This is a genomic window from Streptomyces sp. NPDC054956, assembly GCF_053609185.1.
This window is the reverse complement of the sequence record NZ_JBSGXB010000224.1, coordinates 1-12,736: the sequence shown is the minus strand read 5'-3', so window position 1 is coordinate 12,736 and position 12,736 is coordinate 1. Positions and strand designations below refer to the sequence as shown.

Genomic DNA, 12,736 nt, shown 5'->3' with positions numbered 1-12,736 from the left:
GTGCAGGCCGACGCCGGCCAAATCCAGCCCCGCCGGCGCTTGAGGCGATCTTTCAGCCCCTCCGGCGTGTGAGGAGCGGGGGTCGGCGGGGCCGGCCCCCGTGCAGCGGCGCCGCACGGCACCGCGGTCTGCGCCGCCGGTGTCCGGGCGCGCGGGGAGCCCCGGGCGGGGAGCGCCGGGCGCGGGGAGCCCGGGGCGGGGAGCCCCGGGATACCCGGTCGCGGCTAGTCCGAGAGGCCCGCGAGGTCGCGGAGGCGGCGGGACTGGGCTGCGCGTTCCGCCGCGCGCTGGGCGTCGTACGTCCGGGCGGTGGCGCCCTGGAGGAGCGCCTTGACCTCGATCACCGCGTCCCGCGGACCCGCGAGCAGCGCCGTGGTGAGGTCCTGGACCGCCGCGTCGAGTTCACCGGCGGGGACGACCAGGTTCGCGAGGCCCACCCTCTCGGCCTCCTCGGCATGCACGAAGCGGCCCGTCGCGCAGATTTCGAGCGCGCGGGCATAGCCGACCAGCGAGGTCAGCGGCTGGGTGCCACCGAGGTCGGGAACCAGCCCCAGCCCGGTCTCGCGCATGGCGAACTGCACGTCGTCCGCGACGACGCGCAGATCGCACGCGAGGGCAAGCTGGAATCCGGCACCGATCGCGTGCCCCTGAACGGCGGCGACGGAGATGATGTCGTTGCGCCGCCACCAGGTGAACGCTTCCTGGTACTCGGCGATGGTGGAGTCGAGCAGTTCCTCCGAACCGCGCGCCAGGTCGAGGAAGGACGGCTCGCCCTCGAAGCCTTCGGGGGTGAATGCCTGCCGATCGAGCCCTGCGGAGAAGGACTTGCCTTCGCCGCGCAGCACGACGACCCGGACGGTGCCCGGCAACGACCGTCCGGCCTCCGTCAACGCCCGCCAGAGCGCGGGGGATTGAGCGTTTCGCTTGGCCGGATTGGTCAGTGTCACCGTGGCGACCGTCTCGTCGACGGTGAGCCGTACGCCGTCCTTGTCGAGCAGAGCCATCTGTGTGCCTCCGGTGGGTTGTGCGGTCGGTCGGCCGCGATCTCGGCCTAAGTGACTGCACAGTAACCACCCAGCCGACCATGGAGCCGACCGGGGGGTCACCGAAGGCGGTGGAGCTGGAACCGATGAAGCTGAGTACGGAAAAACCTTTGGAACCAAACGGAACCGATGGTCAGGCCGTAGCCGCCTTCTTGCCGCGCGTCGCGCCACCGCGACCACGCAACGTGACTCCGGACTCGCTGAGCATCCGATGGACGAATCCGTAGGACCGGCCGGTCTCTTCGGCCAGTGCCCGGATACTCGCACCGGAGTCGTACTTCTTCTTCAGGTCTGCCGCGAGCTTGTCGCGCGCGGCGCCGGTTACCCGGCTGCCCTTCTTCAGAGTTTCGGCCACCCGTGCCTCCTCATGGGAAGTGCGCTCTGGACTTCTCATGATCACCCCTCCCCGCCTTCCTGGCCACCCATTCAGCAAGGTCGGTACGACGGCATTTCTCGCGCGGTGGACACCCGAGCAGAACGGAATCTTCTCTTCCGCTGCATGACCTCCGTCACATTTCCGCGCCCCCGGGGTGAATCACCAGGTCAGGGGCCGGAACGGGGAAAGCCGAGACCCCGGTCGCGCATCGATACGGATGCGGCCGGGGCCGTTGTCGAGCGCGGCGCGGTACGAGACCGTCTCACTCAGATGATGGATCACGCCTGAGCCGAATGATCCATAAGGAACTGGATCACCCCCGCACGGACGGGGAGGGCAGAAGCGGAAGCGGCTCAGGCGAGGGCCACCAGGTCCCGGTAGTCCGGGCCCCACAGGTCCTCGACGCCGTCCGGGAGCAGGATGATCCGCTCCGGCTCCAGGGCCTCGACGGCGCCCTCGTCGTGCGTGACGAGGATGACCGCGCCCTTGTACGTGCGCAGGGCGCCGAGGATCTCCTCGCGGCTGGCCGGGTCGAGGTTGTTCGTGGGCTCGTCGAGCAGCAGCACGTTCGCCGAGGAGACGACCAGGGTCGCCAGGGCCAGGCGGGTCTTCTCGCCGCCGGACAGGACGCCCGCGGGCTTGTCCACGTCGTCGCCGGAGAAGAGGAACGAGCCGAGGGTCTTGCGTACGGCGACCAGGTCCAGGTCCGGCGCCGAGGAGCGCATGTTCTCCAGGACCGAGCGCTCCGGGTCCAGGGTCTCGTGCTCCTGGGCGTAGTAGCCGAGCTTGAGGCCGTGGCCGGGGACGACCGTGCCGGTGTCGGGCTTCTCGGTGCCCGAGAGCAGGCGCAGCAGCGTGGTCTTGCCGGCGCCGTTGAGGCCGAGGATGACGACGCGGGAGCCCTTGTCGATGGCCAGGTCCACGTCGGTGAAGATCTCCAGCGACCCGTAGGACTTCGACAGGCCCTCGGCGGTCAGCGGGGTCTTGCCGCAGGGCGCCGGGTCCGGGAAGCGCAGCTTGGCGACCTTGTCGGAGGCGCGGACGGCCTCGAGGCCGGAGAGCAGCCGCTCGGCGCGCTTGGCCATGTTCTGCGCGGCGACCGTCTTGGTGGCCTTGGCGCGCATCTTGTCGGCCTGCGAGTTCAGCGCCGCGGCCTTCTTCTCGGCGTTCTGGCGCTCGCGCTTGCGACGCTTCTCGTCGGCCTCGCGCTGCTGCTGGTAGAGCTTCCAGCCCATGTTGTAGACGTCGATCTGGGAGCGGTTGGCGTCCAGGTAGAAGACCTTGTTGACGACCGTCTCGACGAGGTCGACGTCGTGGGAGATCACGATGAAGCCGCCGCGGTAGTTCTTCAGGTAGTCGCGCAGCCAGACGATCGAGTCGGCGTCGAGGTGGTTGGTCGGCTCGTCGAGGAGCAGGGTGTCGGCGTCCGAGAACAGGATCCGGGCGAGCTCGACGCGACGGCGCTGACCGCCGGAGAGGGTGTGCAGCGGCTGGCCGAGCACCCGGTCCGGCAGGCTGAGGGCGGCCGAGATGGTCGCGGCCTCGGACTCGGCGGCGTAGCCGCCCTTGGTGAGGAACTCGGTCTCCTGGCGCTCGTACTGGCGCATGGCCTTGTCGCGGGTGGCGCCGGAGCCGGAGGCGATGCGCTCCTCGTTCATCCGCATCTTCTTGATCAGGACGTCGAGGCCGCGCGCGGAGAGGATGCGGTCCCGGGCCAGGACCTCGAGGTCGCCGGTGCGCGGGTCCTGCGGGAGGTAGCCGACCTCGCCCGAGCGGGTGATGGTGCCGCCGGCCGGCTGGCCCTCGCCGGCGAGGCACTTGGTGAGGGTGGTCTTGCCGGCTCCGTTGCGGCCCACGAGGCCGATGCGGTCGCCCTTGGCGACGCGGAAGGAAGCGTTCTCGATGAGGATGCGGGCGCCGGCGCGCAGCTCGATGCCGGTGGCGGTGATCACGGAAATACTCCAGGGCGGGTCGGGACGGCGGAAGGGGGGCAGGACGCGATGCTTCGACGCCGCTAATCCGCGAGGAGATTTGCCATGGGAGTCATTCTACCGGGGGTGCGCAACTACTTTCCGGGCCGTCCGCCCCTACGCGCTCCGCCGCCGGACGGGTCCCGCTTGCCTCCCCGTGTCCCCCGTTCGGCCCATGGATCACGCCGCCGGACCGAAGGGCGTATCAGGATGAACGGGTTGATACTCGCCGCAGGGGTGGACGCGGGCCCCTCTAGTTTCACGACGCAGGGCGGTGCGGGATGCAGTTCGACGACAACGCCAATCTGGACACTTCCGAGGTCAAGGACGTGCGCGGCAGCCGCATCCCGGGCGGGAGGGCCACGGTGGGCGGCGGCATCCTGGGTTTCATCGCGCTCCTCATGGGCCTGTTCTTCGGGGTCGGTCCGGAGCAGCTGGGGCTCTCCGACGGAAGCCCGGAGCCCGCGGCGACCTCGTCCTCCGCGGCCCAGGTGCAGCAGACCTGCAAGACCGGGCAGGACGCGAACGCGCGCGAGGACTGCCGGCTGGTGGCGGTGATCAACAGCACCCAGGACTTCTGGAAGCAGGAGTTCGCCAAGCGCGGCGCCCAGTACAGCCCGGCGCAGACGGTGTTCTTCACCGGCAAGGTGGGCACCGCCTGCGGCGCGGCCACCTCGGCGGTCGGCCCGTTCTACTGCCCCGGTGACCGGCAGGTCTATCTGGACCTGGGCTTCTTCAACGAGCTGCGCACCAAGTTCGGCGCGAGCGGCGGCCCCTTCGCCCAGGCGTACGTGGTCGCCCACGAGTACGGGCACCACATCCAGAACCTGACGGGCACCCTGCAGAAGGCCCAGGACGGCCGGCAGGGCGCGAACAGCAACGCCGTACGGGTCGAGCTGCAGGCGGACTGCTACGCCGGGGTGTGGGCGCACAACGCGACGAAGACCCCGGACGAGTCCACGGGCAAGCCGCTGATCACCAGCCTGACCGACCAGGACATCAAGGACGGCCTGGACGCGGCCGCCGCGGTCGGCGACGACCGGATCCAGGAGAAGTTCCAGGGCCGGGTCACCCCGGAGTCCTGGACCCACGGCAGCGCCGAGCAGCGCCAGCAGTGGTTCTACCAGGGCTACCGCACGGGCGACATGGCCCAGTGCAACACCTTCCGCTGAGTGTCGGTGGCGCCTGCCATGCTGTGACGCGGGTCACCGCCCACCGTCCCCACCCGGCACGAAGGAAGTGGTCGCCATGGCAGGCGTTCCGTCCATCTATCCGACCCTGCTCTACGCCGACGCCAGGGCCGCCATCCAGCAGCTGACGGAGGCGTTCGGCTTCACCCAGGTCGCCGCGTACGAAGGCGAGGACGGGTCCGTGATGCACGCGGAGCTGTCCTACGGGAACGGCATGGTGATGCTCGGCAGCAAGGGCCGCGGCGGGGCCTTCGACAAGGCCATGGAGGCGGCGGGCCCGGCCGGGGTCTACGTGGTCGTCGACGACGTGGACGCCCACCACCGCCGGGCCGTCGAACACGGCGCGGAGATCCTGATGGAGCCGGCCGACCAGGACTACGGCTCGCGGGACTACATGGCGCGCGACGCCGAGGGCAACGTGTGGAGCTTCGGGACGTACGCGCCGCAGGTCTGACCCGCGGCGCGTACGCCCGTACGTGCTGCGCGGGCGCTACGCGCCGCCGGTGTGCACCTGGAAGGCCGCCCGGCGGACCGCCTTGGCCAGGGCCGGGTCGGGGTGCGCGGCCGCCAGCGCGACCAGTACCTGCACCGTGCGGGGATGGCCGACCGCGCGGACCTCGTCCAGCAGCCGCGGGACCGTGGTCCGCACGGCCGAGTCGAGGTGGCGGGCGAGCAGCTCGGCCTCGCCGTGGTCGGCGATGGCCGCCGCGGTGTCCACCCAGAGCCAGGTCTGTTCCTCGGCGGTGAGCACGTCCTGCGCCTCGTCGGGGTCGACCCCGTCGTGCACGGCGAGCCAGAGCAGGGCGTAGGGGCGCAGCGTCGCCTCGCGGGAGGCCGCGCGGACCTCGGGTTCGGCGGGGGCTCCGACCACGCGCAGCGCCTCGAAGGCGAGCCCGCGCAGCAGGGCGTCCTCGCCGCGGGCCGCCTGCAGCAGCTCGGAGACGGCGTGGCCGACGGGCCGGGCGGCCAGCCAGGCCTGGTACTCGGCGCGGGCCGGACCCGGGGTGAGCCGGGCGCAGCCGTGCAGCATCGCCGCGGCGGACTGCTCGATGTTCCCGGCCGGGCTCTGCGCGGCGACGCAGATCTGCTCCAGCTTGACCCAGACCGCCCAGCTCCCGAGCGGGGTGAGGGTGGCCCGGGCGGGTCCGAGGGTGACGGCGTCGACGGCGGCGAGCCCGCCGAGCGCCCAGCGCAGCAGCCGGGCGAGCGGTACGGGGGGCGCGGCCTGTTCGGGGCCGGGCGCCTGCGCGGTGGACTCGTACGGGACCTCGCACCGCTCGTCGCGCAGTTCGTCGACGCGCTGCCCGAGCAGGTCCAGCAGGTCGGGGACGGTCACGGGACCGGCGGAGAGCTGGAGCAGGGAGAGCAGCTGGGGCATGGCCTCGACGACCTCGGCGACGGCCGCGGGGGCGATGTCGGCGGGGGCGGGGTGGACCAGTGACCAGGCGTCGAACAGGGCGACCCAGCCGCGCAGTACGGCGGTGTCGTCCCGGTCCCAGGCGCGCAGGCGCCAGCCGGGGCGGGCATGGCCGCCGTGCACCTCGACCAGGCCGGAGAGCCGGGCGCGGTCCCAGCCGACCCGGATCTGGCCCGGCGTCAGGCGCAGCTCGGCGGCGGCGCGTTCGACGTCGTCGGCCGGCAGGGCACCTCGCGGTGCGGGCCTGCCGCCGTCTCCGGCACCGAGGTTGAGCTCGGCCCAGCGGGCGAGCCGTACGGCGTCGGCGAGCGAGGCGCGGGCCCTGTTCGCGAGGTCGGCCGTGGCGGGGGTGCCCGCCGGAGGCCTGGGGGTGGTCCGGGTTCGCCGGTCGGTCACCGCCTTGCGGGCCGTGGCAACGGACCGCGGGGCGACGAGTCGGAGTCTGGAGTCGCGAGCCAACTGCTCATCAGGCTTTCGGGACGTCACGTGAGCAGTCTCGCCCGTCACCGGCCGAAAGCCCAAACGGAACCGGCCATTGCCACGGGGCAGTGGATGGACAGACCGGGACAAGCCGCCCGCCCGGCCCCTCGCGACCCTCGCGCCGCGCCGACGGCGGAGATGACGGAGACGTCGGAGCGGACGACCCGTCACACGGTGTTTCGCGCGCCGGGCTCCGGTACGGGCCCGCCTCCGGCCTACATGAGAGGGGTCAGGAAGCGGCGCAGGGCCTCTTCGTATCCGGCCGGGTCCGCGTTCCACATCGCACCGTGCCCGGCTTCGGGAACGGTGCGCAGGGTGACCAGGTCGGGCCGGGCGGCGGCGAGCCGGCGGGAGGGTTCCCAGGGGGCGAGCGCGTCGTCGGGGCCGTGGAAGATCAGGACGGGGATCTTCAGCGCGGCCGGATCGGACCCGGGGGGCCTGCGGTCGGCGCGCAGGCCCGCACGGCCCTCGGCGGCCTTGACGGCGAGCGGGAGCAGCGGGGCCGGGGTGCGGCGCGCTGCGGCCAGCGCGCGCAGGGTGGTGTGCCAGTCCAGGACGGGCGAGTCCAGCACCAGCCCGGAGATCCGCTCGGCCAGCGCCGAGCGCTCGGCGGCGTGCAGGGCCATGGTGGCGCCGGTGGACCAGCCGTGCAGGACGACGCGGCGGGCTCCGTAGCGCAGGGCGTAGCGGATGGCGGCGTCGAGATCGCGCCATTCGGACTCGCCGAGGTGGCCGAGGCCGTCCGGGGACTCGGGGGCGCCGAGGTCCCCGCGGTAGCCGAGGTCCAGGACGGGCAGCCGGTGGCGGTGGAGGAAGGGCATGACCACCATCGGGTGCTCGCGGGTGGCGCCGAGCCCGTGGACGGTGATCACCCAGGTGTCCCGGGCCGCGGGGACGAACCAGGCGGGCAGCGCCCCGAGCTCGCCGGGGACGTCCACGTCGGCGTGTTCCAGCCCGAGGGCTGAGCCGGGGTTCCCGAGGTGGACCTGGGGGGTGAGGGTGACGCGGGTGCCGGGGTCGAGGCTGCCGTGGGTGACGGCGACGAGCCGGCGCACCACGGTGTCGGGCCCGTGCGGGGCGTCGGCGAGCACCGGCCCGACCACGGCGTGCACCCCGGGCGCGGTGAGCCCGTAGGTGCCGGGGCGCAGGGAGGCCAGCGAGCGGGTCAGCTCGACCCGGCCGGCGGCGGTGGAGTGGACGCTGAGCAGGGGCCCGCCGGGGAGCGGGCGGCCGGGCTCGGTCCGCAGGGCCGCGTCGGCGGCGTACCGGCCGGCGAGGGCGGCGGCGGTGACGGCCGCGCCGGCGCCGAGCAAGGTCGTGGTGACGGCCGCGGCCGTCGCTGTAGCGGTGCGCACCGCTCCAGTGTCGAGGCGGACGGGGCGGCGGGCCACCGGAGGAGATCATCGCGTCCGCGGGTCCCGGAGTCGTCCGCCGCCGTCCCGGAGGACCTCCGCCGCCGTCCCGGAGTCCTTCCGCTTGTCCGCGCGGGCGGCCCCGGCGGGCGCCTCCCGAGGGTGATCTGGGTCTCTTCCGGAGCCCCGGCCGCGCGGGGCGGCGTACCGGAAGTCCCGCCCGTAATGGTGCGGACACCCCGCCGTGACATGCATTAATCGATATATCCACACCCGAATCGGGGCGAAGGTCCCGATCCCGTGCCGTGTTGATACACCGCCTCGCCCCTGCCAGTTCACCTTCCGTTCATCCAGGTTGCCTACGGTCCACTAACCACTGACGTCAAACAGAAGCCTGGGTAAATGGAGCACATAACGCTTCTCCTCGGGATCGTGATCATCACCGCTCTCGTGTTCGATTTCACGAACGGTTTTCACGACACGGCCAACGCGATGGCCACCACCATCTCGACCGGCGCCCTCAAGCCCAAGACTGCGGTGGCCATGTCCGCCGTGCTCAACCTCGTCGGCGCTTTCATGTCCGTGGAGGTCGCCAAGACGATCTCCAAGGGTCTGGTCAACGAGGAAGGCATCCAGCCGGAGGTCATCTTCGCCGCCCTGGTCGGCGCGATCCTCTGGAACCTCGTCACCTGGCTGGTCGGACTGCCCTCCAGCTCCTCGCACGCCCTGATGGGCGGCCTGATCGGCGCCGCGGTCGCTTCGGCCGGCATGGGCGCGGTCAACGGCAGCGTCGTCGTCACCAAGGTGCTGATCCCCGCGGTCGCCGCTCCGATCGTCGCCGGCGCCGCCGCGTACCTGGCCACGAAGGTCACGTACAAGGTCGGCAAGGGCATGGGCGAGAAGACCTCGGCCAAGGGCTACCGCGCCGGCCAGATCGCTTCCGCCGGTCTGGTCTCGCTCGCCCACGGCACCAACGACGCGCAGAAGACGATGGGCATCATCACCCTGGCGCTCGTCGCCGGCGGCGCCATCGCTCCCGGCTCCAACCCGCCGGTCTGGGTCATCGTCTCCGCCGGTCTGGCCATCGCGATGGGCACCTACCTGGGCGGCTGGCGCATCATCCGCACCATGGGCAGCGGCCTGACCGACCTGCAGCCGCAGCAGGGCTTCGCCGCCCAGACCTCGGCCGCCAGCGTCATCCTGGCCTCCTCCTCCCTCGGCTTCTCCCTCTCCACCACCCACGCGTGCTCCGGCGCCGTGATGGGTTCGGGCCTGGGACGCAAGGGCGGCGTGGTCCGCTGGTCCACCGCCTCCCGGATGTTCCTCGCCTGGGGCCTGACCCTGCCCGCCGCCGCCCTGGTCGCCGCCGGCGCAGAGCTGGTCATGCGCTCCGGTGACATCGGCGTCGCCGCCGTCACGCTCTTCCTGGTCGGCTCCTGCGTGGCCATCTGGCTCATCTCCCGCCGTCAGGTCGTGGACCACAACAACGTCAACGAGGTCCCGTCGGCCGAGGCCGGCGAGCCCGGTGTCGTCACCACGGCGATCGCGGCCGTCACCGTTCCCCCGACCGTCGCCGCCGCCGGCAGCACCGCCGCGGTCACGGACGAGGAACTGAAGGCCACCATCCCGGCCGCGACCACGACTCCGGCAGCTCCGGCCGCCGCGGTCTGACCCCGAGAACGACAGAGGAATCAGCGGTATGAAGATCGACTGGGAAGCACTCGGCTCCGTCTTCGGTGTCAGCCTCTCCGCCACCGTCGCCCTCGTGACCCTCTTCACCCTGGGTCTGATGGGGCTCTCCAAGCACGAGGCCGCCACCGAGCAGGGCGGCGCCGCCACCCTGGCCCGCAGCGGCGCGTACGCCTGCTTCGCGCTCTGCGCGGCGGCCGTGGCCTACGGGATCTACCTGATCGTCTCCTGACGCGCGGGCACCCCTTTCGAAGGCTCCCTCCGGGTTTCTCCCGGGGGGAGCTTTCGTGTGCCCCCGCGTGCCCCGGCGCGCCCGTCCGCGTCACCCCGTCGCAGGTCAACGGCGAGTTGACGGGCCTTCGCGGTGCGTGGTGGACTGCCCGAGCCAATACGGCGGCATGGAGAGGAAGTCCGGTGCGATTCCGGCGCGGTCCCGCCACTGTCACCGGAGCGCTCGGGCCGAGTGCGACCGGGAGCCAGGAACTCTCGCCGCCGGACACGTCGAACCAGGGCGCGGACCCTGAGTGAGGACATACCTGCCACCATGCGTGCCGACCGCGTCTTCGCGTACGGCGCCACGGCCGGCCTGATCGGCGACCGGATCCTCGGGGATCCGCGCCGAGGGCATCCCGTGGCCGCCTTCGGACGAGCCGCCGCCGCCGTCGAACGGGCCCTGTGGCGCGACGACCGCGCGCGGGGCGCCGTACACACCCTGGTCTGCGCCGGGGGCGCGGCCGCGATCGGCGTCCTGGGCGCCCGCGCCGTGCGCTCCCGGCCCGCCGCCGCCCGTATCGCCCTGACCGCCGCCGCCACCTGGGCCGTCGTGGGCGGCACCTCGCTGGGCCGGGAGGCGCGCGCCATCGGCGGCGCACTCGCCGCCGGGGACGCCGAGACGGCCCGGGAGCGGCTGCCGCACCTGTGCGGACGCGATCCGCACTCCCTGGACGAGCAGCAGATGGCCCGCGCCGTCGTGGAGTCGGTCGCCGAGAACACCTCCGACGCGGTGGTCGGGGCCCTGGTGTGGGGCGCCGTCGCCGGAGTCCCCGGGCTGCTGGCCTTCCGCGCCGTGAACACCCTGGACGCGATGGTCGGCCACAAGTCCCCCCGCCACCTGCGCTACGGCTGGGCCTCGGCCCGGCTCGACGACGTCGCGGGCTGGCCGGGCGCCCGGCTGACCGCGCTGGCCGCCGTCCTGGCCGGCCCCGACCGGCGGGGAGCCGTACGGGCCTGGCGCGCGGACGCGGCCAAGCACCCGAGCCCGAACGCCGGGCCGGTGGAGTCCTCGTTCGCCGGGGCGCTCGGCCTACGGCTGGGCGGGACCCTCGCGTACGGGGGGCGGGTCGAGCACCGGGCCGTGCTCAACGGCGAGGAGGGGCGGCCCGTGGAGGTCGCGGACATCGAGCGGGCGGTACGGCTGTCGCGGCAGGTGACGTGGGTGGCGCTGGGGGCCTGTGTGGCGGCCCGGGCGCTCGTCCCACGGATCTCGCGGATCGCGCAGGACTCGCCTACGACGAAGAAGGGGCGGCGCGCATGAGCGGCGCGAAGCGCGGCGGGGGGCTCCTCGTCGCCGGTACGACATCGGACGCGGGCAAGAGCGTGGTCACGGCGGGCATCTGCCGCTGGCTGGCACGCCAGGGCGTGAAGGTGGCCCCGTTCAAGGCGCAGAACATGTCGCTGAACTCCTTCGTGACCCGCGAGGGCGCCGAGATCGGGCGCGCGCAGGCCATGCAGGCCCAGGCGGCCCGCGTGGAGCCGACGGCACTCATGAACCCGGTGCTGCTCAAGCCCGGGAGCGACCGCAGCAGCCAGGTGGTGCTGCTGGGCAAGCCGGTGGGCGAGATGAGCGCCCGCGGCTACCACGGCGGCAGGCAGGAGCAGTTGCTCGGCATCGTCACGGACTGCCTGGAGCAGTTGCGGGGCACGTATGACGCCGTGATCTGCGAGGGGGCGGGCAGCCCGGCCGAGATCAACCTGCGCCGGACCGACATCGTGAACATGGGCATCGCGCGCGCCGCGCGGTTCCCGGTGGTCGTGGTCGGCGACATCGACCGCGGCGGGGTCTTCGCGTCCTTCTTCGGTACGACGGCGCTGCTCTCCCCCGAGGACCAGTCGCTGATCGCGGGCTACATGGTCAACAAGTTCCGGGGCGACGTGACCCTGCTGGAGCCCGGCATGGAGATGCTGCGCGGGCTGACCGGACGGGCGACGTACGGGGTGCTGCCCTTCCAGCACGGGCTGGGCATCGACGAGGAGGACGGCCTGCGGGTCTCCCTGCGGGGAGCGGTACGGGAATCCGTGGTCGCCCCGCCCGTCGGCGAGGACGTGCTGCGAGTCGCGGTGTGCGCGGTACCGCTGATGTCGAACTTCACGGACGTCGACGCGCTCGCGGCGGAGCCGGGGGTGGTGGTCCGGTTCGTGGACCGCGCCGAGGAACTGGCCGACGCGGACCTGGTCGTCGTACCGGGCACGCGCGGCACGGTGAAGGCCCTCGCCTGGCTGCGCGAGCGCGGGCTGGCGGACGCACTGGCGCGGCGGGCCGCCGAGGGGCGGACGGTGCTGGGGATCTGCGGCGGGTTCCAGGTCCTGGGCGAACACATCGAGGACGAGGTCGAGTCGAAGGCCGGTGCCGTGGCGGGGCTCGGACTGCTCCCCGTACGGGTGCGGTTCGAGCGGGAGAAGACCCTGGCGCGGCCGGTGGGTACGGCGCTGGGCGAGGAGGTCTCCGGCTACGAGATCCACCACGGGGTGGCCGAAGTCCTGGGCGGGACCCCCTTCCTGGACGGCTGCCGGGTCGGCTCGGTGTGGGGCACGCACTGGCACGGCTCGCTGGAGTCGGACGGCTTCCGCCGGGCCTTCCTCCGCGAGGTCGCCGCGGCCGCGGGCCGCCGCTTCGTCCCGGCCCCGGACACGTCGTTCGCCGCCCTGCGGGAGGAACAGCTGGACCTGCTCGGCGACTTGATCGAGGAGCACGCGGACACCGCGGCGCTGCTGAGCCTGATCGAGACGGGAGCCCCGGCGGGCCTCCCGTTCCTCCCCCCGGGCGCGCCGTGACGCCGGCCCCGGCCCTGCGGGGCTGTTCCCCGACCCGCCCCTTCCCGAACCCGGGGGCCGGCCCCCGGACCCCCGCGCCTCACACGCCGGCGGGGCTGGAAAATCCAGCCCGCCCGGCGCTTGAGTGCACGGGCGCGCAGCGCACGTACGGGGTCCGGGGCGGAGCCC

Annotated in this window: 11 protein-coding genes and 1 riboswitch; of the genes, 6 read left to right on the top strand and 5 right to left on the bottom strand. The window is 72.9% G+C overall.

Annotated elements, in window-relative coordinates:
- Nucleotides 1–224: 224 nt before the first annotated feature.
- The 3 genes from ACWGDE_RS27800 to ACWGDE_RS27790 all read right to left on the bottom strand — a co-directional run bounded on the left by ACWGDE_RS27800 (nucleotide 225) and on the right by ACWGDE_RS27790 (nucleotide 3,371).
- Entirely contained in the window at nucleotides 225–1,004 is a 780-nt protein-coding gene (locus ACWGDE_RS27800; RefSeq protein ID WP_453391771.1) for an enoyl-CoA hydratase/isomerase family protein, read from the bottom strand.
- 172 nt (nucleotides 1,005–1,176) lie between these two features.
- Nucleotides 1,177–1,398: a helix-turn-helix domain-containing protein gene (locus ACWGDE_RS27795; protein ID WP_018518904.1), complete on the bottom strand. Its 222-nt coding sequence runs from the start codon at nucleotides 1,396–1,398 to the stop codon at nucleotides 1,177–1,179.
- 374 nt (nucleotides 1,399–1,772) lie between these two features.
- Nucleotides 1,773–3,371 carry an ABC-F family ATP-binding cassette domain-containing protein gene (locus ACWGDE_RS27790; RefSeq protein WP_453391770.1) on the bottom strand — a complete coding sequence of 533 codons (1,599 nt, stop codon included), beginning with the start codon at nucleotides 3,369–3,371 and terminating at the stop codon, nucleotides 1,773–1,775.
- Between the two features lie 299 nt (nucleotides 3,372–3,670).
- Here ACWGDE_RS27790 and ypfJ point away from each other — a divergent pair, with 299 nt between their 5' ends.
- A complete protein-coding gene (gene ypfJ, locus ACWGDE_RS27785; RefSeq protein ID WP_453391769.1) occupies nucleotides 3,671–4,561 on the top strand; it encodes a KPN_02809 family neutral zinc metallopeptidase in 891 nt (296 codons plus the stop codon).
- A 76-nt stretch (nucleotides 4,562–4,637) separates the two neighbouring features.
- A complete protein-coding gene (locus tag ACWGDE_RS27780) occupies nucleotides 4,638–5,033 on the top strand; it encodes a VOC family protein (RefSeq protein ID WP_453391768.1) in 396 nt (131 codons plus the stop codon).
- Nucleotides 5,034–5,069: 36 nt separating this feature from the next.
- On the opposite strand, the gene ACWGDE_RS27775 is transcribed toward ACWGDE_RS27780, so the two are convergent.
- Nucleotides 5,070–6,482: a hypothetical protein gene (locus ACWGDE_RS27775; protein WP_453391767.1), complete on the bottom strand. Its 1,413-nt coding sequence runs from the start codon at nucleotides 6,480–6,482 to the stop codon at nucleotides 5,070–5,072.
- Between the two features lie 209 nt (nucleotides 6,483–6,691).
- Complete coding sequence (locus ACWGDE_RS27770) at nucleotides 6,692–7,831, bottom strand: alpha/beta hydrolase family protein (RefSeq protein WP_453391766.1); 1,140 nt, start codon at nucleotides 7,829–7,831, stop codon at nucleotides 6,692–6,694.
- Nucleotides 7,832–8,230: 399 nt separating this feature from the next.
- Here ACWGDE_RS27770 and ACWGDE_RS27765 point away from each other — a divergent pair, with 399 nt between their 5' ends.
- The 4 genes from ACWGDE_RS27765 to ACWGDE_RS27750 all read left to right on the top strand — a co-directional run bounded on the left by ACWGDE_RS27765 (nucleotide 8,231) and on the right by ACWGDE_RS27750 (nucleotide 12,568).
- Complete coding sequence (locus tag ACWGDE_RS27765; protein ID WP_453391765.1) at nucleotides 8,231–9,499, top strand: anion permease; 1,269 nt, start codon at nucleotides 8,231–8,233, stop codon at nucleotides 9,497–9,499.
- Between the two features lie 28 nt (nucleotides 9,500–9,527).
- On the top strand, nucleotides 9,528–9,749 hold the full coding sequence (locus tag ACWGDE_RS27760) for a hypothetical protein (RefSeq protein WP_453391764.1): 222 nt from the start codon (nucleotides 9,528–9,530) through the stop codon (nucleotides 9,747–9,749).
- Between the two features lie 124 nt (nucleotides 9,750–9,873).
- Nucleotides 9,874–10,024: riboswitch (cobalamin riboswitch) on the top strand.
- A 37-nt stretch (nucleotides 10,025–10,061) separates the two neighbouring features.
- Nucleotides 10,062–11,051 (top strand): cobalamin biosynthesis protein, encoded by a 990-nt coding sequence (locus ACWGDE_RS27755; RefSeq protein ID WP_453391763.1) that lies wholly within the window; start codon nucleotides 10,062–10,064, stop codon nucleotides 11,049–11,051.
- Nucleotides 11,048–12,568 carry a cobyric acid synthase gene (locus tag ACWGDE_RS27750; protein WP_453391762.1) on the top strand — a complete coding sequence of 507 codons (1,521 nt, stop codon included), beginning with the start codon at nucleotides 11,048–11,050 and terminating at the stop codon, nucleotides 12,566–12,568. The genes ACWGDE_RS27755 and ACWGDE_RS27750 overlap by 4 nt, the downstream gene beginning before the upstream one ends.
- The last annotated feature ends 168 nt before the right edge of the window (nucleotides 12,569–12,736 follow it).